The following is a 20135-nucleotide window of genomic DNA, read 5'->3' on the forward strand; positions in this document are numbered from 1 at the left end:
ACCGAGTCTAGGATGCGTGCGTGGATACCAGCCAACGATCGGACCCGCTCGTCGGCATCGTGTTGGACCGGCGCTACCGCGTCGACGCCATGATCGCCACCGGTGGGATGTCCTCGGTGTACCGGGGACTGGACCTCCGGCTGGACCGTCCGGTGGCGTGCAAGGTGATGGATTCCCGGTACGCGGGCGACCGGCAGTTCCTCGAACGCTTCCAGCGCGAGGCGCGCGCGGTGGCCCGGTTGAAGGACCCAGGCCTGGTCGCCGTCTATGACCAGGGCCTAGACGGCCAGCACCCGTTCCTGGTGATGGAGCTGGTGGAGGGCGGCACCCTGCGCGAACTGCTCCGCGAGCGCGGGCCCATGCCGCCGCATGCCGTGGCCGCCGTCCTGGCCCCCATCCTTGGTGGTCTCGCTGCGGCACACCGGGCCGGGCTGGTGCACCGCGACGTCAAGCCGGAGAACGTGCTGATCTCCGACGACGGCGAGGTGAAGATCGCGGACTTCGGCTTGGTCCGCGCCGTCGCCGAGGCGAAGATCACCTCGACCAGCGTGATCCTCGGGACGGCGGCCTACCTTTCGCCCGAACAGGTGGGCACCGGTGACGCCGGCCCCGGCAGCGACGTCTACGCCGTCGGCGTGCTGGCCTACGAATTGCTCACCGGCACCACGCCGTTCACCGGCGACAGCGCGCTTGCCGTGGCCTACCGGCGGATGGACAACGACGTGCCGCCGCCCAGCGCCGCGATCGCCGGCGTCCCGCGCCAATTCGACGACCTGGTGGCTCGGGCGACGCGGCGCCGTCCCGAGGACCGCTACGCCGACGCGGCCGCCATGGCCACCGCGCTGCAGGCGGCGGTCGACGAACTGGGACTGCCGCCGTTCCGCGTTCCGGCGCCGCGCAACTCCGCCCAGCACGTCGCGGCCGAGCAGTACCGCAGCCGGGTGCTCGACGAGGACGACCGGGACACCACACAGACCACCGCCGCCCCGCCGTCACCGCCGCTGCTGCCGCCGCGACCGAACTCCACCAGGGAGATGACGCGCGGTCCTGGCGACTGGGAGCGCCCCGCAAACCGTTCCGTCCCAGGGCGGTTCGCCGGGATCGAGATCGACGAGCTGGAGTGGGCCCGGCAGCGCGGCCGGCGGGTCGCACTGTTCTGGCTGGTCGCCATCGTGACGCTCACCGCGGGGGTGGCCGCCGGGGCATGGACCCTGGGCAGCAACCTGCAGGGCTTGTTCTGATCGGCTAGTCCCGCAGCATCTCCGCGACCAGGAACGCCAGTTCCAGTGACTGCTGGGTGTTCAGCCGCGGGTCGCACGCCGTCTCGTACCGTCCGGCCAGGTCGGTGTCGGAGATGTCCTGCGCCCCACCGAGACACTCGGTGACGTTCTCACCGGTGAGCTCGATGTGGATGCCACCGGGGTGGGTGCCCAGCGACCGGTGCACCTCGAAGAAGCCCTGGACCTCGTCGACGATGCGATCGAAGTGCCGGGTCTTGTAGCCGGTCGACGACTCGTGGGTGTTGCCGTGCATCGGGTCGCACTGCCAGATCACCTGGTGTCCGGTGGCCTGCACCTTCTCGATGATCGGCGGCAGGAGGTCGCGCACCTTGCCGTTGCCCATTCGGCTGACCAGGGTGAGCCGGCCCGGCTCGTTGCGCGGGTCCAGCCGTTCGACGTATTCGACGGCCAGCTCCGGGGTCATGCTGGGACCGATCTTCACCCCGATGGGGTTGGAGATCACCTCGGCGAAGGCGATGTGCGCGCCGTCGAGCTGGCGAGTGCGGTCACCAATCCAGACGTAGTGCGCCGACAGGTCGTAGAGCCGCTGCTCGTCGGACTCGGTGGACAGCCGCAGCATGGCGCGTTCGTAGTCGAGCACCAGGGCCTCGTGGCTGGCGTAGATCTCGGCGGTCTGCAGGTTGCGGTCGTTGACTCCGCAGGCGCTCATGAAGCGCAGTGCACGGTCGATCTCGCCGGCCAGCGCCTCGTAGCGGGCACCCGCCGGCGAGGTCCTGACGAACTCGCGGTTCCAGTCGTGCACCGACTCCAGCGACGCCAGCCCCGACGACGTCAGGGCCCGCACCAGGTTCATGGCCGCGCTGGCGTTGGCGTAGGCCCGCACCAGCCGGGACGCGTCGTGGTCACGGACGGACGCATCGGGGGCGAACCCGTTGACCATGTCGCCGCGGTAGGACTTCAGGCCCAGCGCGTCGAGGTCGGCCGAGCGCGGCTTGGCGTACTGGCCGGCGATGCGGGCGACTTTGACGACCGGCATGCTCGCGCCGTAGGTCAGCACGACGGCCATCTGCAGCAGCGTGCGGATGTTGCCGCGAATGTGCGGCTCGGTGTTGTCGACGAACGTCTCGGCGCAATCGCCGCCCTGCAGCAGGAACGCCTCACCGCGCGCGACGTCGGCCAGGTAGCCCTTGAGCCGCTCGATCTCCGAGGGCACCGTCACCGGTGGCACGCTCTCCAGCACGGTCCGCATCGCCTTGGCCTGGTCCGCGGGCCAGTTGGGCTGTTGCGCCGCCGGCTTGGCCAGGGCGGCGTCGAGCCGCGTGCGCAGTTCGTTCGAGAGCGGCGGAAGCTCCGGCAGCTGGTCGATGGGTACGTCGACGGTCCAGTTCACCCGTCCATGGTAACCGCGCAGCGGAGTACGCCTTACATCCAGCCACGAGCCATAGTCGCAGTTCAGGCGCGTGCGGCCCAGGCTCCGTCGTCGTCGTCCTCCTCGGGGAGGTGCGCGGTCATGAGGCGGTACCTGGTCAGGTTGTGTCTGGCATCGACCAACGCGTCGTGGGCGTCGCGCGGCCGCGGAGGCATCCGCGGTGAGCCCCGCTCCTCCCAGAATTGGCGCAATTCGCGGGTGAACCTGGGGATCGCGGGCGGCAGGTCGGTCATCGGCCCCCACAGCTGGCACAGCACGACGTGGTCGTAGGCACCGACCCACGCCCACAGCTCGATGGTCTCGTCCCCGTCGATGTCGAAGAAGTCCTCGAGTTCGGCGCGGATCGTGCGGCGTGACCGCCACAGCTTCGACGCCGGCGAGGGAAGCTTGGGCAAGACGTTCTTGCGTACCCAGGAGCCAGCCCGATCGGGGTCGAATTCCGTTGAGATGGCGTAATATTCGCGGCCGTCCTCGGCGGCGATACCGATCGAGATCAGCTCGATGGTGCGGCCGTTGTCGATGAACTCGGTGTCGTAGAAGTACTTCATCACGCCGCCTCCGTCGACCCGGAGGACGCCGGCGCCGGCGCCGGATGGATCTCGCGGTCCAGCTGGGCGTCGACCTCGTGGTCGTTGGGAAAGTGCGGCTCGCCGGCGACGACGTGCTGCAGCCAGAGCTTGGCCTGCACGACGGGTCTGCGCTGGCGGCGCTCCCGCTCCAGCGCCCGGCGCATCTTCTTGGGCCGGGTGTCGTAGCGCCAGCGCGCCCACGGCGCGTGCGGCCGGGACAACCGCACTGCGCCGACGAACAGCAGCGGCGTGATGAACATGCCGACCAACCCGGTCCACACCTTGCCCTTGAGCAGCACCACCACGGCCAGCAGCAGGGTCACCAGCGCGATGCCAACGACGGTCCCGCGGGCGATCAGCGTCTGGTCCTCCCGCCAGATGTCGACGTCGAAGAACGACAGTGGGTTGAAACCCAGGATGAGCAGCCCGGCGACCGCGATTGCGGCGAATACCGCGTCCACCGACGTCCGGCCGTCCTCGGCCCAGTACACGTCCTGCAGATGCAGGATCAACGCGAACTCGTCGAGCACCAGCGCGGCACCCATCCCGAAGAAGACTGCCGCCACTGTGAATTCGGGCACACCTCCGTCGACTGCGAGGGTCACCATGGTTACCCCCGAGACCATGACGAGAACGACGCCGATGACCACGTGGTGGATGTGGATGCCGACCTCGGCCCCCGAGACGGAGATGTTGCGGGGCTGCCACCACTTGGGCGGCGTGCCATCGGTCCTGTTGTTCTCGTTGTGGCGGATGTACCGGACGATCGTGCGGGTCACCAGGAACGTCAGCAGGAACGAGATCAGGCACCACAGCAGCGGGATTCGACCTGGCGGGATGGCCAGGTCGAGTCCCAGGTCGAACGTCGCGTCGTCGAGCACGGGCAAAACTTACGCCGACGGCTGCGCGTCGTGGACCGGATGGTCCCCGACGCGCCGACGAGCACCGATACTCTTGTCGGCGAGATGAGAATTCGGCAGTCGCCCATGTGGGCGCGGTGGCCAACCGTGGCATGGCGGCTGTTTCAGCTGGCGACCCTGGTGGCGGTGGGATGGGCCGGGTGGCGATTGCTGGCCACCACGCCGTATCGCATCGACATCGACGTCTACCGGATGGGCGGGCGGGCCTGGCTGGACGGTACGTCGCTCTACCGCGACGGCATCCTCTTCCACACCGAGGCCGGCCTGAATCTGCCGTTCACCTACCCACCGCTGGCGGCGGCCGTCTTCTCCCCCTTCGCGTGGCTGTCACTGGATGCGGCCAGTGCCACCATCACCGTCATCACCTTCGCGTTGCTGCTCGTCACCACCACGATCGTGCTGACGCGCCTGCGGGTGTGGGAGCAGCTGGGCTCGGTGGGGGGCCCGGCGTGGCGCCGGCGGTGCTGGCTGGCCGCGGCCATCGTCGCCCCCGCGGTGGTCTACCTCGAGCCGATCCGGTCCAACTTCGAATTCGGCCAGATCAACGTCGTGTTGATGACGCTGGTGATCGCCGACTGCGTGCCGCGCAAGACGCCGTGGCCCCGCGGGCTGCTGCTCGGAATCGCGATCGCCCTCAAGCTGACACCGGCGGTGTTCCTGCTCTACTTCCTGCTGCGGCGGGACACCAGGGCGCTGCTGGTGAGCGTGGCCTCGGCGGTCCTGGCCACCGCGGTGGGATTCGTCGTCGCGACCCGCGACTCCTGGGAGTACTGGACCGAGACGGTCCGCGACACCGACCGGATCGGCACCGCCACCTATCTCACCAACCAGAACATCGCCGGCACGCTGGCCCGCCTTGGCCTCGGCGAGACCCCGCGCTTCGTGATCTGGCTGGTCGCCTGCTTCGCGGTGCTGGCGCTGACGGTCTGGGCGGTGCGCCGGGTGCTGGCGTACGGCCAACCCGTGCTCGCGCTGATGTGCGTGGCGATGTTCGGGCTGGTGGTCTCGCCCGTGTCGTGGTCACACCATTGGGTGTGGGCGCTGCCGACGGTCCTGGTGACCGCGGTGCTCGGCTACCGGTACCGCAGCATCTCCCTCGGCACGATCGGCGCGGTGGGCGTGTCGTTGATGTACTTCGCGCCGATTCACCTGATGACCGAACACCGGGAGACCTCGGCGGCGCTGTGGCGCCAAATGCTCGGCGGCTCCTACGTCTGGTGGGCGCTGGCCGTCATCGCCGTCGCGGGGACGGTGACCCTGCGGGAGCGGGACGGCGTCACACCTGCCGTCGACACCGCTGTGGCGCACGCGGCGCGGTAGGACCGATCAGTCAGCCTGCGGCGGCGGTGGGAAATCGGGCAGGCGGCGGACCCCCACCCTCGAGGGCTTCCTTGACGTCGGCGGCGTAGAGGTCGACGTATTCCTGACCGGAGAGCTGCATCAGCTCGTACATCACCTCGTCGATGACGGCGCGCTCGATGAATCGATTGCCGGCCAACCCCTCGAAGCGGCTGAAGTCCATCGGCTTTCCGAACCTCACCTCGACGCGACCGAAGTGCCACATCTTGGAGCCCGGCGGGTTGACGACGTCGGTGCCGACCATCGCGACGGGGATGACCAGGACCCCGGTCTGCAGCGCCAGCCGGGCCAGCCCGGTCTTGCCCTTGTAGAGACGACCGTCGGGGGAACGGGTGCCCTCGGGGTACATCCCCAGGAGCTTGCCCTGGGAGACGATGCGCTCGGCGGTGGTCAGCGCGGCCCGCGCGGAGTCGGCGTCGGTGCGGTCGATCGGCACCTGTCCGGCCGCCGTGTAGAACCAACGCTGGAACCAGCCCTTGAGCCCGGTGCCGGTGAAGTACTCGGCCTTGGCCAGGAAGGTGATCCGGCGCTTCACCACCAGCGGTAGATAGAAGCTGTCGGCGACGGCCAGGTGGTTACTGGCGAGTATGACGGCACCGGAGTTCGGAACATGCTCCAGCCCTTGCACTTTCGGGCGGCCGAGCAGCGACAGCAGCGGGCCCATGAAGATGTACTTGAACAGCCAATACCACATCGACCCTCCCGCGGCGGGCGCCCGGACGGTGCCCTGCGACAACTGTACCCAGTACGCGGTCAGTCCTCGACGGTGACGGGGATGTGCTCGTAGTGGCCCGGCCCGGCGGGCGGCGGATCGTCATCTGGGCTGGACGGGTCGGGGCCGGACGGGCCGGTTTCGGCGGCCGGGTCCTGGCCGGTGTCCATCGCATCGGTCATCGCGCGGACGACGGTGAGCAGTGCGACGCTGTGCTCGGCGATCACGGTCAGCAAGGGATGCCGTTCGCCGGTGACCAAAGCGCCGAGCGCGCACACCGGGCACCACACCTGCTGGCACTTGCCATCGGCACCGGAGGTGGCGCGGGCGGCGGCCATCCGCACGGCGGGATCGAGCCGGTCCAGAATCGACTGCGCCAGCTGCAGGAGTTCGGGCGGGATGTCTTGGTGGGTCGCGCTCACGCGGGCCACACCTCCGGATTTGGTCGAAAACGCACCGTCAGCTCGCTTCCGCGCAACTGCGCGTCGATCACGGTGCATCGGCGCAGGACCGACGCCAACCGCACGCGGGCCCGCGTACCGCCGGCGCCGACGATCAGATCGTCGCCGACCCGGCCCAATGTCAAGGCAGCCGGATCGACCTGCGGCAACTGTAACCTCATCCGGTATACCGCAGCCACGCCGGAGCCCGACTCCCGGTCGACCACCGGGCGCACCGGTCCCGGCGGCGCGGCCCCGTCCCGCTGCCTGGCGCCGGCGAGCAGCTCGCCAAGTGCCTTGGGGCCGATCGGCTCGCCGGGCAGATGCGGCACCAGGACCAGCTTCACGTCGCCGACGGACGCGTCGAGTTCATCGAGGACGGCCCGTTGTTCGGCGATTCGTTCGGTGTACCAGTCGAAGGCCGGATGCTCGGGCAGATTGCGGTACTCGAACGAGTCGTCCTGCACCAGAATCTGATTGACGATCAGCTCGTCGACGGACACCCCGACGAGCGCCAGCGATCCCAGCGTCCTGGCAGCTTCGGCCGCCACCACCCGCTCGGCGGTGAGCACCAGGTGGGCCGTCACCCGGGCGGAATCGGTGAGCAGCGCGCCGAGCCGTTCGGTCGCACCGGCGACCCGTTCCACCAGCTCGACGATGCCGGCCGACGCGGCGTCGTCACCGGCCAGCGACAACCGCCGGTGCCGCGGCCAGGCCCGCTCCAGGTAGAGGCCAAACGTCGCGGGCAGGGTCAGCATGCGCATGGCGTCCGCGGTCGAGGCGCAGTCGACGACGACGTGGTCCCACTCGCCCGAGTCGGCGAGTTCGCGGACCTCGTCGAGCCCCAGCACCTCCTGGATTCCCGGCAGTGCCGAAAGCTCCTCCGGCGCAACGTCTCCGAGGTCGGACTCGGGAAACTTCGCAGCGAGCACCCCGGCCACCTGACGCCACCGCTGCTCCAGCAGCGCCAGCGTGTCCAGGGCCAGGGCGTCGAGGTATCCGCCGGCGGCGGGTCCGATCTCCAGGCCGGCGAGCACCCGGGTCGGGGTCCGCTCCCCCGTCGGGACGACGGGGATGCCCAGCACGTCGCCGGTCGAGTGCGCCTGGTCGGTCGACACGACGAGCACGCGCAGACCGTTGCGCGCGTCACGGACCGCCGTGGCGGTCGCCAGGGTCGACTTTCCTACCCCGCCCTTGCCGACGAAGAGGCTGATCCTGGCGCTACCCGCGGCGGGAGACTCATCCGTGCCACTGCGCTCAGTCAGCCTCGACTCGTTTCTTGAGGTCCTTCAGCGCGGTGTCGGTCAGCCTGCGCTCGGCCTTGCGCTTGAGTAGCCCGATCATCGGAATCACCAGGTCTACCGACAGCTCGTAGGTGACATCGGTACCAGAACCATTGACCGCCAACCGATATGCGCCATCGAGTGCCCGCAGCAGCGAGCTGGATACCAGCGACCACCGCACCGAGGCGCGGTCGGCGGGCCAGGTGTAGGCGAGCACCATCGTGTCCTTGAGCACCGCGGCGTCGAGCATCAGCCGGGCGCGCTTGGGGTAACCCTCGTCGTCGGTCTCGAGGACCTCGGTCTCCTTGTACTCCGCGACCCAGTCGGGATAGGAACCGATGTCGGCGATGACGTCCATCACCGTCGAGGGGTCGGCATCGATGTAGATCGTCTGCGCAGTCTTGTCCGCCACGTGCTTCACTTTCCGGGTCGCTGGTGCGCTGCTGGACTCCACGTCCCTTCGCACAGAAATGTACTCGCTGCGGTCGGCGGCGCGCTCACGCCAACCGGGACATCCCGACCTCGCGCGACTCCTCGAGTTTCCGCTTGACCTCGAACGCCATCTTCTTGCCGGCCACCCGACGCTGATGGTTGGCCTTGGCCAGGTTCATCCTCGCCAGCTCCCACGCCGCCAGACCCGAGGGCTCGGCGTGCAGGAAGTAGTGCAGGATCACGCCATCGAAGGCCGCCTCCAGCCAGACCTCCATCGTGCCGGTGAGGGCACCGGTGACGGTCCAGCGCTGGCCGGCTGGGCCGCGGTCCTCGACCACGGACAGTCGCAGATCCGGCCACCACCGTCGCCAGTTGGCGGGATCGGCGACGGCCCGGCCCACGTCGGCGGGGTCGGCACACACGAAGGTCTCGTCCGCGACCTGAATACTGTTCATCGCTACTCACCTTCACACATGGGCGCTCACCGACCGACAGCGGCCGACTAGGCTGGTCACACCCATCGTCCGCCCACCGTGGTCCACACCCGTCCTAGAAGGGGCCAAGATCGTGCGCGAGTTCAGTGTGCCGGCATCGTTCGACGTCGGCGAGCACGACACCGTCGTCAGTTCCGTGTTCTCCCACGCGGCCGACGACCCAGACCACGTCATCATCCAGCGTCTCGTCGGTGGATCGTGGATCGACGTGACGTGTGCGCAGGTCGCCGAACAGGTGCGGGCCACTGCGCGGGGCTTGATCGCCGAGGGCGTCCAGCCGGGTGACCGGGTGGCCATCCTGTCGGCGACGCGCTATGAGTGGCCGATCCTCGACTTCGCCATCCTGTCGATCGGCGCGGTCACCGTCCCGATCTACGAGACCAGCTCGGCCGAGCAGGTGCGGTTCGTACTGGGTGACTCCGGTGCGGTGGCGGCCTTCGCCGAGACCGACGAGCACTTCACCAAGATCGAGCAGCTCAAGGCCGAGCTTCCGGAGCTGCGCCACGTGTACCGGATCGACGGGTCGGGACCCGCTGCGCTGGACGAACTCGCCCGGATCGGCAAGGACACCGACCCGGCGGTCGTGGCGTCCCGGCTGGCTGCCATCTCCTCGGGTGACATCGCCACGCTCGTCTACACCTCCGGCACCACGGGCCGGCCGAAGGGCTGCCAGCTGACGCACTCGAATCTGCTGTACGAGATGCGCGGCGCCAAGGCCAGTTTCCCGGCCCTGCTCGCCAAGGGCGAGAAGCTGCTGGTGTTCCTGCCGCTGGCGCACGTGCTGGCCCGCGCCATCACGATCTGCGCGTTCAGCAACAAGGTGACGCTGGGCTTCACCAGCGACGTGAAGAACCTGGTGCCGACCCTGGCGGTGTTCAAGCCGACGCTGGTGGTCTCGGTGCCCCGGGTGTTCGAGAAGGTCTACAACACCGCCGAGCAGAACGCCCACGACGGCGGCAAGGACAAGATCTTCGCGATGGCCGCCAGCACCGCCATCGAGTGGAGCCAGGCCCAGGAGACCGGCGGTGCGAGCCTGGCGCTCAAGCTCAAGCACGCCCTCTTCGACCGGTTGGTCTACGGCAAGCTCCGCGCGGCTCTCGGCGGCAACTGCCACGCCGCCATCTCCGGGGGTGCGCCGTTGGGCGCGCGGCTGGGGCACTTCTACCGCGGTGTCGGGGTGACCATCTACGAGGGTTACGGCCTCACCGAGACCAGCGCCGCGATCACCGTGAACCGGGTCGGCGACGTCAAGGTCGGATCGGTCGGAAAGCTGTTGCCCGGCAACAGCATGCGCATCGATGACGACGGCGAGCTGCTGGTCTCCGGCGGCGTCGTGTTCGGCGGTTACTGGCACAACGAGGAGGAGACGAACGCCGTCTTCTCCAACGGCTGGTTCCACACAGGTGACCTCGGGGCGATCGACGAGCAGGGCTTCCTGACCATCGTCGGCCGCAAGAAGGAGATCATCGTGACCGCCGGCGGCAAGAACGTCGCCCCGGCGCTGCTGGAGGATCGGCTGCGCGCGCATCCGCTGATCAGCCAGGCGATGGCGGTCGGCGACGCCCAGCCGTTCATCGCGGCGCTCATCACCATCGATCCCGAGGCGTTCCCCGGCTGGAAGCAGCGCAACGGCAAGGGCGCCTCGGCGACGGTCGGTGACCTGGCCGAGGATCCCGATCTGGTCGCCGAGATCGACCTGGCCGTCAAGGAGGCCAATCAGGCGGTCTCGCACGCGGAGTCGATCCGCAAGTTCCGGATCCTGCCCGTCGACTTCACCGAGGACACCGGGGAACTGACGCCGACGTTGAAGGTCAAGCGCAAGGTGGTGGCGGAGAAGTTCGCCAGCGACATCGACGCCCTCTACGCCAAGAGCGGTGGCTGAGCACCCGGGTCAGCCGGTCAGCAGCGCGGAGAGCCGCTCGGCCCTTGCGTGCCACTGCCACTCGTCGACGACCCACTGACGGCCTGCCCGGCCCATCGCCGACGCGCGATCCGGATCGGCCAGCAGATCGCCGACCGCGGCGGTGATCGCACCGACGTCCCACCCGTCGACCACCAGCCCCGTTACGCCGTCGAGTACGGATTCCGGTGCGCCGCCTGAGTTTCCGGCGACGACGGGCACCCCCATGGCCGATGCCTCGAGGTAGACGATGCCGAGGCCCTCGACGTCCAGCCCGGCGCCGCGGGTGCGACACGGCATCGCGAAGACGTCGGCCATCGCGTGGTGCGCCGGCAGCTCCTCGCTCGGCACGCCCTCGGTGAACACGACGTCCTCGGCGACGCCGAACTGGTGGGCGAGCCCGCGCAGGTGCTCCAGGTACGGCCCACCCCCGACGATGACCAGCGCGGCCCCCGTCACTCGCTCCCGGAGCGCGGGCAGCGCCCGGATCAGCATGTCCTGACCCTTGCGCGGCACCAGCCGCGAGACGCACACGACGACGGGCCGGTCGCCCAACCCGTAGCGGGACCGCATCGCCGCCCTCGCCTCCGAGTCCGGCGCGAACCGGTCGGTGTCCACCCCCGGGGCCAGACGTTCCAGTGCTGCGCGGGGGCCGAACGCGGCGGCGAACCGGCGGCGGGTGTACTGGCTGATGAAGGTCACTACGTCGGTGTCGTCGCCGATTCGCCGCAACGCGGTGCGCGCCAGCGGCAGCATCGACCAGCCGACCTCGTGCCCGTGCGTGCTGGCGATCACCCGCCGGGCGCCGGCGTTGCGCGCCAGCGGGGACAGCAGGGCCAGGGGCGCGGCCGCACCGAACCAGACGGTGTCGACGTCGTGCTCCTCGATGAGCCTGCGCATCCGCAGCGCCACCGACGGCTCGGGCACCATCAACGTCGTCGGATGCCGCACCACCCGAACCCCGGCGGCCCGCTGGACGTCGTCGTAGGCGTCGGCGCCCTTCCACTTCGGGGCGTACACCACCAGTTCGTGGCGGCCCGTCGCGGCCAGCTCACCCACCAGGTTCTCGAGATAGGACTGGATGCCGCCCCGGCGCGGGGGAAAGTCGTTGGTCACCAATAGGACCCGGTTGGCCATCGCGCAGATGCTAGCCGCCCAGCCAGCCGCGCCATTGGGCGAGCAACTGCGTGGTGTCCGCACCGAGGGCGGACCTGATGGCGGTCGCCGGATCGGGATGCCCGGGTTCGCACGCCGTCAGATATAGCTTGCGAAGCGTGTCGGCGCCGTAGCGACTGGCCACGAACCGACTGAACCACCACGCCCTGTCGTACGCCAGCGATCGAACGGCGCCGGCGGTGTCCAGGTCGGCGTCGGTGGGAAGGTGGGCGAGCTGGGCGGCGGCCACCGGTCCGGGCATCGCGGTCGGCGGGCGCCCGACGAAGTCGGCGACGCCCTCGGTGAGCCAGCGCGGCGCGTCGGCGGCCGTCTTGCTCCTGGCGGCGTAGTGGAACAGCTCGTGGCGCAGGACGATGCGCAGGGCTGCATCGCTCATCGAGCTCGCGCCGGGCGCGAACACTATCCGTTGCGCGGTCGTGGCGGCGGCGATGTCGGGCTCCCCGGCCGCGAGCGCGCGGAACTCCTCGTCGGTGCGGGTGAGCACCACGACGATGTTGCGGGGCCAGTCGTCACCCCAGAATGCGGTGACGGCGTCGGCGGCCCCGTCGAGCTCGCCCCAGACCCGGCTCTCCAGGTCCGCGGTCTGCGCTCCCCCGAGCGCCATCACCGAGACGGTGCGCCCGTCGCGCAGCGTCAGGGGGTCCGTCTGCGAGGTCGGCACGTCGAGCGAGGCGTGCGTGGCCGAGGGTGGCGTCGAATCGACCGACCGGGCGCCGTCGAAGGGCCGGGCGATCAGCACCGCGGCGACTGCCAGTTCGGCCAGCAGCAGCAGGCCGACTAGCGGGCGCTCAGTAGCGGCGGACGTTGTGAATCGGCGCATTGTCCACCGGGGCGACCCGCACCGGTGTGCCGTACGTCGAGGCGTGCACCATCATCCCGTCGCCGATGTAGATACCCACGTGCGAGGCGTCGGAGTAGTAGGTGATGAGGTCGCCGGGCTGCATCTGGTCCATCGACACCGGCTGGCCGCCCTGGGCGAGGGCCTGGCTGGAGTGCGGAAGGTTGACACCGGCCTGGCCGAAGGCCCACATGACCAGTCCCGAGCAGTCGAAGGCGCTCGGGCCTGCGGCGCCCCACGAGTAGGGCGATCCGATCCGGGTGAGCGCGGCCTGGACGGCGACCATGCCCTCGGGGTCCCCGGGCACCGGCGCGGCGCCCTCGGGCGGGGCGATGTCACCGGGGTTGATGCCGGCGGGCGGGGCCGCGAGGACGTCGGGCGAATCCGGTGGCGGCGGCGCGTCGGGCGCAGGTACCGGCGGCGCCGGCGGGATGGCCGCCAGGGCTTCGCGCTGGGCCGGCGTCAGGGCGGTGTACTGCGACTTGACGACGGCGATTTGCACCTGCAGCTTGCTTTGCTTGGATTGCAGATCGGCGCGCACCGCGGCGGCCTGCTCGGCGGCCGTCTTGGCCTCGGCGGCCGACTTGGCGGACTCCGATTCGGCTCGGCTGGCCAGGTCGCTGGTGCTCTTGAAGTTCTGCATCTGCACCGACATCTCGGTGGCCATGACTCGCTGCACCGAGAGCTGATCGATGAGCAACTGGGGCGAATTGGCGGTCAGCATGGCGTCCAGGCCGTCGGTGCGACCACCCATGTACTGGGCTGCAGCAATCCTGTCGACGGAGGTCTGGAAGGTTGCCAGCTGGGCCTTGGCCGAGTCGACGGCGGCGACGTCCGCGGCGTGCTTCTGGTCGGCGGCCTGCTGCGCTTGCAGCTTGTTGTTGAGATCCAGCTCGGCGCTGTGCATTGCCTCGGTGGTTTGCTCGGCCTGCCTGGACAGCTCGTTGAGCTTTGCCATGGCGTCATCAGCCGGGTCGGCGTGCACACTGCCCGACATCACCCAACCAAAGACCATCAGCCCTGCTATCGCACCAACAATCGGTCGCCGAAGCCCACGTGTGCCCCGGTGCATGGCGTCAAACCTCAAGATTTCGCGTCCTTCAACTGCCGTAAGCGAGCCGCTCGAACTGCGTTAGGTCTCAGATAGGTTACGAAACGGCATCGGGGTTGTCCAACAGAGGACGCAAATTTAACAGGCGCCTCGGGAATTTTTCGCTGCCCCACGACCATAGCGGTCCTCAGGCGACCCCGTCGGCCGGCCTCCGGTGAATCGGAACCAACCGCAACCGGGGTGCCAATCCGGCGTCTGCGAGGACCTCGAGAGCCTGGCGCTCATCGGCCAGCAACGTCTCGGGAACCCCCAACAAAACACTCACGACACAGTCTTGGCAGCCGTGTCCGCGGACCGCGCAGTCGTCGCAGTCGATGTGCAAGGTCCCATCGGACACCGGTTCCGGCGTCGGGCCGGGTGTCAAGAGCTCTGCTGAATCCGGTTCTGCCTCTGGTCGAGTCATGGCCGCACTCCTCTCGGTCGAGTCGGGGCGAACGCTAGCGGGGGGTACCGACACGCCCGTCCCGTCGATGTCCGGCCCTGTCGGTCGGTGGGCCTACGGTCCGTGCCATGGAGCAGCTGAGCTTCGGCGACGTCTTCAAGGACGTGGACACGGCCGCCGACGTCTCACTGCGTGACACCACGTTCGTCGTCGTCGACCTCGAGACCACTGGCGGCCGGGCCAAGGGCGACGCCGACGGCCGCGGCTTCGACTCGATCACCGAGATCGGCGCGGTGAAGGTCCGCGGCGGCGAGGTGCTCGGCGAGCTCGCCACCCTGGTCGATCCGGGGCGTTCCATCCCGCCGCAGATCGTCGCGCTGACGGGCATCACCACCGCGATGGTGCACGACGCCCCGACCATCGACTCGGTGCTGCCGGCGTTCCTGGAATTCTCCCGCGGCGCGGTACTGGTCGCCCACAACGCCGGTTTCGACATCGGCTTCCTGCGCGCGGCGGCCGAGCGCCTCGGCCTGCCGTGGAAGCGGCCCCCCGTGCTGTGCACGGTGAAACTGGCCCGCCGGGTGCTCACCCGTGACGAGGCGCCGAGTGTGCGTTTGTCGGCGCTGGCCCAGCTCTTCGGCACATCGACCACCCCCACGCACCGCGCCCTCGACGACGCGCGCGCCACCGTCGACGTGCTGCACGCCCTCATCGAGCGCGTCGGCAATCAGGGCATCCACACCTACGCCGACCTGCGGTCGTACCTGCCCGACGTGACGCCCGCCCAGCGGCAGAACCGGCATCTGGCGACCGGCCTGCCGCGGCGGCCCGGCGTCTACCTCTTTCGCGGCCCCACCGACGAGGTGCTCTACGTGGGCACCGCCGTCGACCTGCGCCGTCGCGTCGCCCAGTACTTCAACGGTGCGGATCCCCGCACGCGGATGAAGGAGATGGCGTCGTTGACCACCCGGGTCGACCACGTCGAGTGCGCGCACGACCTGGAGGCAGGCGTCCGCGAGCTGAGGCTGCTCGCCGCCCACGCGCCGCCGTACAACCGGCGGTCGAAGTTCCCCCACCGGTGGTGGTGGGTGGTGCTCACCGACGAACCGTTCCCGCGTTTCTCGGTGGTGCGCGCGCCCAAGCACGACCGCGCGATCGGTCCGTTCCGGGCCAGAGCCGACGCCGTCGAGACCGCGGCCCTGCTGGCCCGGTTCACCGGCGTGCGGACGTGCACCACCCGGCTGTCGCGAACGGCGCTGCACGGGCCGTCCTGCCCCGAGGTGGAGCTGTCCCCGTGTCCGGCCGGACGCGCGCTGACCGCCACCGCCTACGCCGCGGCCACGGCGCGCGCCGCCGCCCTCGTCGCCGGGGAGGACGACGCCGCACTGGCGCAGGCGCTTCGGCACGTCGGCGAGCTCGCGGCCGCAGGGAAGTACGAGACCGCGGCCCGGCTGCGCGATCATGCCGCCACCGCAATCGACGTCGTGTGGCGAGGCCAGCGCCTGCACGCCCTGGCCGCGGTCGACGAGCTCGTCGCCGCCCGACCCGACGGGCAGGGTGGCTGGCACCTGGTGATCGTCAGGAACGGTCAGCTAGCCGCAGCGGGCACGGCGCGACGCGGGGTGCCACCGATGCCCGTCGTCGACGCGATCCACGCGGCGGCGCAGACGGTGCTGCCCGCGGCCGCCCCGCTCGGCGGGGCGCTGGTCGAGGAGACGGCGCTGATCGCCCGCTGGCTTACTCAGCCGGGGGTGCGCATCGTGCGCGTGCAGACGGCCACCGACGCCGGCTACGCGACGCCGCTGGGGGCCGCGGGCCGGCATGCGGCGTGGGCGGCGACGGCGCACTCGGCGCGGGTGGCCGCCCAGCAGGCGCAGCGGTCAGAGCTGCTGACTGAGCCGCACCCAACGCGCGAGCAGGTCTTCGGCCGCCCCCGAGTCGATCGCGTCGGCCGCCCGCTCGAGACCGGCCTCCCACGCCGGCACCCATTTGGCGTCGCTGGATAGTCCGGCGTGCGCCACCATCGCACCGGCGGCGTTCAGGATCACCGCGTCGCGCACGGCCCCCTTGGCGCCGCCGAACACCTCGCGCACCGACGCCGCGTTCGCCTGGGCGTCCCCGCCGGTGAGCTCGCTTAGGTGGGCACGCTCGAACCCGAAGGCGCCCGGGTCGAACGACAAGCGCTCCACGGTGCCGGCCTGCACCCGCCAGATGGTGCTCGTCGTCGTGGTGGTCAACTCGTCGAGCCCGTCGTCCCCGTGCACCACCAGCACGCTGGAACCGCGGGTCGCGAACACCCCGGCCATCACTTCGGCGAGTTCCCCCCACGCGCAGCCGATGAGCCCGGCCCGCGGCGAGGCCGGGTTGGTCAGCGGGCCGAGCAGGTTGAAGACGGTCGGCACGCCGATCTCGCGGCGCACCGCCGAGGCATGCCGGTAGGACGGGTGGAATTGCGGGGCGAACGCAAAGCCGATGCCGACCTCGGCCACGCACCGCGCCACCTCGTCGGGTCCGATGTCGATGCGCACGCCGAGTGCCTCGAGGGTGTCGGCACCGCCCGACAGCGACGACGCCGCGCGGTTGCCGTGCTTGACCACCGGTACGCCGGCCGCCGCCACGACGATCGATGCCATCGTCGACAGGTTCACGGTGTTCGCGCCGTCTCCGCCGGTGCCGACGACGTCGACCGCGTCCCTGCCGATCACGTCGGTCGGCACCCGGCGGGAATGCACGAGCATGGTGTCGGCGAGCTCCTTGACCTCCGCCGAGGTCGGGCCCTTCATCTTCATCGACACCGCGAATCCGGCGATCTGAGCCGGCGCGGCGACGCCGGTCATGATCTGGTCCATGGCCCACGCCGCCTGCCCGTTCGCGAGTGCGCGGTGGGTGGTCAGGCGGCCGAGGATCGCGGGCCAGGTGTTGGGATCGTCGGAAGTCACGAACTGATTATTACGAATCTTGCGACCCGGGTGGAGTTCGACAACTACAAAGCGTCATACTTCTTGACGTGACGAGTGCTGTAGGGACCTCGGGAACTGCGATCACGGCTCGCGTGCATTCGCTGAATCGCCCGAACATGGTAAGTGTCGGCACCATCGTGTGGCTGTCCAGCGAGTTGATGTTCTTTGCTGGCCTGTTCGCGATGTACTTCACCGCGCGCGCGCAAGCCGCCGGTGACTGGCCACCGCACCCGACCGAACTGAACCTGGTTCAGGCGGTACCGGTGACGCTGGTGCTGATCGCGTCGTCATTCACGTGCCAGATGGGGGTGTTCGCGGCCGAACGCGGTGACGTGTTCGGGCTGCGCCGGTGGTACCTGCTGACGTTCGGGATGGGGCTGTTCTTCGTCTTGGGGCAGGGCTACGAGTACTACCACCTCGTCACTCACGGGACCACGATCCCCGGCAGCGCCTACGGCTCGGTGTTCTACCTCGCCACCGGCTTCCACGGCCTGCACGTGATCGGCGGCCTCGTCGCCTTCCTCTTCCTGCTCGCGCGCACGCGCATGAGCAAGTTCACCCCGGCACAGGCCACCGCTGCGATCGTCGTGTCCTACTACTGGCACTTCGTCGACATCGTGTGGATCGCACTGTTCGCCGTCATCTACTTCGTCCGATAGGCGGACGATGAGCTCAATGGACGACCAGCCACGCAAAGGGTCGATGAGAAGGGGTTCGATGACCAGCAAGTCTCGCCGTCGGCTGCGCCGGCGACTGTCGACAGCACTGTTGCTGCTGACCGGACTTCTCGTGGCCGGCGGCATCGCCGCCACCCTGACGCCCAAGCCGCAGGTCGCGGTGGCCGACGAGTCGAGCCTGGCGCTGCTGCGCACCGGCAAGCAGCTCTTCGAGACCTCCTGCGTGACGTGCCACGGCGCGAACCTGCAGGGCGTGCCCGACCGCGGTCCGAGCCTCATCGGCACCGGTGAGGCGGCGGTCTACTTCCAGGTCTCCTCCGGCCGGATGCCCGCCATGCGTGGCGAGGCCCAGGCCCCGCGCAAGGATCCGATCTTCGACGAGCACCAGATCGACGCTCTCGGGGCGTACGTCCAGGCCAACGGTGGCGGCCCCACCGTCCCCCGGGACCCCAACGGCGCCGTCGCCTCCAGCAGCCTGATCGGCAACGACGTCGCCCGTGGTGGCGACCTGTTCCGGCTCAACTGCGCCTCGTGCCACAACTTCACCGGCAAGGGTGGCGCACTGTCCTCCGGCAAGTACGCCCCGCCGCTCGACGAGGCCACGCCGGCGCAGATCTACACCGCGATGTTGACGGGTCCCCAGAACATGCCGAAGTTCTCCGACCGGCAGCTGAGCCCGGAGGAGAAGCGCGACATCGTCGCCTACGTCCGTGAGGCCACCGAGACGCCCAACCCCGGTGGCTACGGCCTCGGCGGGTTCGGCCCGGCGCCCGAGGGCATGGCAGCTTGGATCATCGGGATGGTCGCCGTCATCGGCGCCGCTATGTGGGTGGGATCTCGCGCATGAGCGACAACGTGAATGAAAAGCCGACCGACGAGCAGTTGGCCAAGATGACGCGCGAGGAACTCGTCGCGCTCGGCGGCAAGATCGACGGCGTCGAGACCGTCTTCAAGGAACCCCGCTGGCCCATCGAGGGCACCAAGGCCGAGAAGCGCGCCGAGCGCACGGTCGCCTACTGGCTGTTGTTCGGCGGCTTCTGCGGGTTGGCGTTGCTGCTGGTGTTCCTGTTCTGGCCGTGGGAGTACAAGCCCTACGGTTCCGACGGTGAGCTGGTCTACAGCCTGGCGACTCCGCTCTACGGCCTGACGTTCGGCCTGTCGATCCTCGCCATCGGCATTGGCGCGGTGCTCTTCCAGAAGAAGTTCATTCCGGAGGAGATCTCGATCCAGGACCGTCACGACGGCCGCTCCCCCGAGCTCGAGCGCAAGGCCACCGCCGCCAACCTGACCGATGCGTTGGAGACCTCGACGATCAAGCGGCGCAAGCTGATCGGCCTGTCGCTTGGCATCGGGCTTGGCGCCTTCGGGCTCGGCACGCTGGTCGCGTTCGTTGGCGGCCTGATCAAGAATCCGTGGAAGCCCGTCGTGCCGACCGCCGAGGGCAAGAAGGCCGTGCTCTGGACGTCGGGGTGGACCCCCCGCTTCAAGGGCGAGACGATCTTCCTGGCGCGGGCCACCGGCCAGCCCGGCGCATCGCCGTTCGTCAAGATGCGTCCCGAGGATCTCGATTCCGGCGGCATGGAGACGGTCTTCCCGTGGCGTGAGTCCGACGGCGACGGCACCACCGTCGAGTCCTCGCACCTGCTCACCGAGATCGCCATGGGCGTACGCAACCCGGTGATGCTCATTCGCATCCGGCCCGAGGACATGTCGCGCGTGGTCAAGCGTCAGGGCCAGGAGAGCTTCAACTTCGGCGACCTCTTCGCCTTCACCAAGGTCTGCTCGCACCTGGGTTGCCCGTCCTCCCTGTACGAGCAGCAGACGTACCGAATCCTTTGTCCTTGCCACCAGTCGCAGTTCGATGCGCTGCACTTCGCCAGGCCGATCTTCGGTCCGGCGGCACGCGCGTTGGCGCAGCTTCCGGTGACCATCGACAAGGATGGATATCTAGTGGCAAACGGGGACTTCATCGAACCCGTCGGACCGGCATTCTGGGAGCGCACGTCATGAGCCCGAAACTCGCTGAGTTGGCTGCCCATCAGGGTGATGCGATCGATTCGCGGTATCACCCCTCGGCGGCGGTGCGTCGTCAGCTCAACAAGGTGTTCCCGACGCACTGGTCGTTCCTGCTGGGTGAGATCGCCCTCTACAGCTTCGTGGTCCTGCTGCTGACCGGGGTCTACTTGACCCTGTTCTTCGACCCCTCGATGTC

General features: G+C 69.3%; 19 protein-coding genes and 2 pseudogenes. 8 read left to right on the forward strand and 13 right to left on the reverse strand.

From position 1 onward, the window contains the following. Nucleotides 1-20 precede the first annotated feature (20 nt). Nucleotides 21-1241: a protein kinase domain-containing protein gene (locus tag SBI80_RS27055; RefSeq protein ID WP_318978149.1), complete on the forward strand. Its 1221-nt coding sequence runs from the start codon at nt 21-23 to the stop codon at nt 1239-1241. A 4-nt stretch (nt 1242-1245) separates the two neighbouring features. Here SBI80_RS27055 and SBI80_RS27060 read toward each other — a convergent pair whose 3' ends face one another. From SBI80_RS27060 to SBI80_RS27070, 3 genes are all read right to left on the reverse strand, one after another. After that, nucleotides 1246-2631 (reverse strand): class II 3-deoxy-7-phosphoheptulonate synthase, encoded by a 1386-nt coding sequence (locus SBI80_RS27060; protein ID WP_318978151.1) that lies wholly within the window; start codon nt 2629-2631, stop codon nt 1246-1248. Nucleotides 2632-2693: 62 nt separating this feature from the next. Beyond that, a complete protein-coding gene (locus SBI80_RS27065; protein ID WP_318978175.1) occupies nt 2694-3218 on the reverse strand; it encodes a polyadenylate-specific 3'-exoribonuclease AS in 525 nt (174 codons plus the stop codon). Further along, nucleotides 3218-4120, reverse strand: coding sequence for a hypothetical protein (locus SBI80_RS27070; protein ID WP_318978152.1), 903 nt, complete (start codon nt 4118-4120; stop codon nt 3218-3220). Before SBI80_RS27070 ends, SBI80_RS27065 begins: the two co-directional genes overlap by 1 nt. Nucleotides 4121-4204: 84 nt before the next feature. Here SBI80_RS27070 and SBI80_RS27075 point away from each other — a divergent pair, with 84 nt between their 5' ends. Next, nucleotides 4205-5479: a glycosyltransferase 87 family protein gene (locus SBI80_RS27075; protein ID WP_318978153.1), complete on the forward strand. Its 1275-nt coding sequence runs from the start codon at nt 4205-4207 to the stop codon at nt 5477-5479. A gap of 10 nt (nt 5480-5489) precedes the next feature. Here SBI80_RS27075 and SBI80_RS27080 read toward each other — a convergent pair whose 3' ends face one another. The 5 genes from SBI80_RS27080 to SBI80_RS27100 form a co-directional block, all read right to left on the reverse strand. Continuing rightward, the gene (locus SBI80_RS27080) at nt 5490-6212 is read right to left on the reverse strand and encodes a lysophospholipid acyltransferase family protein (protein WP_318978177.1); all 723 of its coding nucleotides are present in this window, start codon (nt 6210-6212) and stop codon (nt 5490-5492) included. A gap of 59 nt (nt 6213-6271) precedes the next feature. After that, complete coding sequence (locus tag SBI80_RS27085; RefSeq protein ID WP_318978154.1) at nt 6272-6652, reverse strand: hypothetical protein; 381 nt, start codon at nt 6650-6652, stop codon at nt 6272-6274. Next, a complete protein-coding gene (locus SBI80_RS27090; RefSeq protein ID WP_318978178.1) occupies nt 6649-7935 on the reverse strand; it encodes an ArsA family ATPase in 1287 nt (428 codons plus the stop codon). Before SBI80_RS27090 ends, SBI80_RS27085 begins: the two co-directional genes overlap by 4 nt. Then, entirely contained in the window at nt 7928-8365 is a 438-nt protein-coding gene (locus SBI80_RS27095) for an SRPBCC family protein (protein WP_318978155.1), read from the reverse strand. The genes SBI80_RS27090 and SBI80_RS27095 overlap by 8 nt, the downstream gene beginning before the upstream one ends. Nucleotides 8366-8450: 85 nt before the next feature. Then, complete coding sequence (locus tag SBI80_RS27100) at nt 8451-8840, reverse strand: SRPBCC family protein (protein WP_318978157.1); 390 nt, start codon at nt 8838-8840, stop codon at nt 8451-8453. A 112-nt stretch (nt 8841-8952) separates the two neighbouring features. Between SBI80_RS27100 and SBI80_RS27105 the strand changes: the two genes are divergently transcribed. Continuing rightward, entirely contained in the window at nt 8953-10761 is a 1809-nt protein-coding gene (locus SBI80_RS27105; protein WP_318978158.1) for an AMP-dependent synthetase/ligase, read from the forward strand. 9 nt (nt 10762-10770) lie between these two features. On the opposite strand, the gene SBI80_RS27110 is transcribed toward SBI80_RS27105, so the two are convergent. From SBI80_RS27110 to SBI80_RS27125, 4 genes are all read right to left on the reverse strand, one after another. Then, on the reverse strand, nt 10771-11916 hold the full coding sequence (locus tag SBI80_RS27110; protein ID WP_318978159.1) for a glycosyltransferase family 4 protein: 1146 nt from the start codon (nt 11914-11916) through the stop codon (nt 10771-10773). Nucleotides 11917-11926: 10 nt separating this feature from the next. Further along, nucleotides 11927-12775, reverse strand: a complete 849-nt coding sequence (locus tag SBI80_RS27115) for a DUF4157 domain-containing protein (protein WP_318978160.1) — start codon at nt 12773-12775, stop codon at nt 11927-11929. Continuing rightward, nucleotides 12744-13865, reverse strand: coding sequence for a peptidoglycan hydrolase RipC (ripC, locus tag SBI80_RS27120; RefSeq protein WP_318978161.1), 1122 nt, complete (start codon nt 13863-13865; stop codon nt 12744-12746). Before ripC ends, SBI80_RS27115 begins: the two co-directional genes overlap by 32 nt. Nucleotides 13866-14031: 166 nt before the next feature. Then, a complete protein-coding gene (locus SBI80_RS27125; RefSeq protein ID WP_318978163.1) occupies nt 14032-14307 on the reverse strand; it encodes a hypothetical protein in 276 nt (91 codons plus the stop codon). Nucleotides 14308-14414: 107 nt separating this feature from the next. Here SBI80_RS27125 and SBI80_RS27130 point away from each other — a divergent pair. Further along, nucleotides 14415-16229 (forward strand): annotated as a pseudogene (locus SBI80_RS27130) (DEDD exonuclease domain-containing protein); the annotation flags it as partial. Here SBI80_RS27130 and trpD read toward each other — a convergent pair. Then, nucleotides 16167-17225 (reverse strand): anthranilate phosphoribosyltransferase, encoded by a 1059-nt coding sequence (gene trpD / locus SBI80_RS27135; RefSeq protein WP_413232826.1) that lies wholly within the window; start codon nt 17223-17225, stop codon nt 16167-16169. The pseudogene SBI80_RS27130 and the gene trpD overlap by 63 nt on opposite strands. A gap of 68 nt (nt 17226-17293) precedes the next feature. Here trpD and ctaE point away from each other — a divergent pair, with 68 nt between their 5' ends. From ctaE to SBI80_RS27155, 4 genes and pseudogenes are all read left to right on the forward strand, one after another. Then, nucleotides 17294-17905 (forward strand): aa3-type cytochrome oxidase subunit III, encoded by a 612-nt coding sequence (gene ctaE / locus SBI80_RS27140; RefSeq protein ID WP_318978165.1) that lies wholly within the window; start codon nt 17294-17296, stop codon nt 17903-17905. Nucleotides 17906-17963: 58 nt separating this feature from the next. Then, nucleotides 17964-18770, forward strand: coding sequence for a cytochrome bc1 complex diheme cytochrome c subunit (qcrC, locus tag SBI80_RS27145; protein ID WP_318978167.1), 807 nt, complete (start codon nt 17964-17966; stop codon nt 18768-18770). Further along, nucleotides 18767-19933, forward strand: a complete 1167-nt coding sequence (gene qcrA, locus SBI80_RS27150) for a cytochrome bc1 complex Rieske iron-sulfur subunit (RefSeq protein WP_318978168.1) — start codon at nt 18767-18769, stop codon at nt 19931-19933. The genes qcrC and qcrA overlap by 4 nt, the downstream gene beginning before the upstream one ends. Next, nucleotides 19930-20135 (forward strand): annotated as a pseudogene (locus tag SBI80_RS27155) (cytochrome bc1 complex cytochrome b subunit); the annotation flags it as partial. The gene qcrA and the pseudogene SBI80_RS27155, both read left to right, overlap by 4 nt.

It is taken from the genome of Mycolicibacterium sichuanense, assembly GCF_033741125.1.
Lineage (GTDB): Bacteria > Actinomycetota > Actinomycetes > Mycobacteriales > Mycobacteriaceae > Mycobacterium.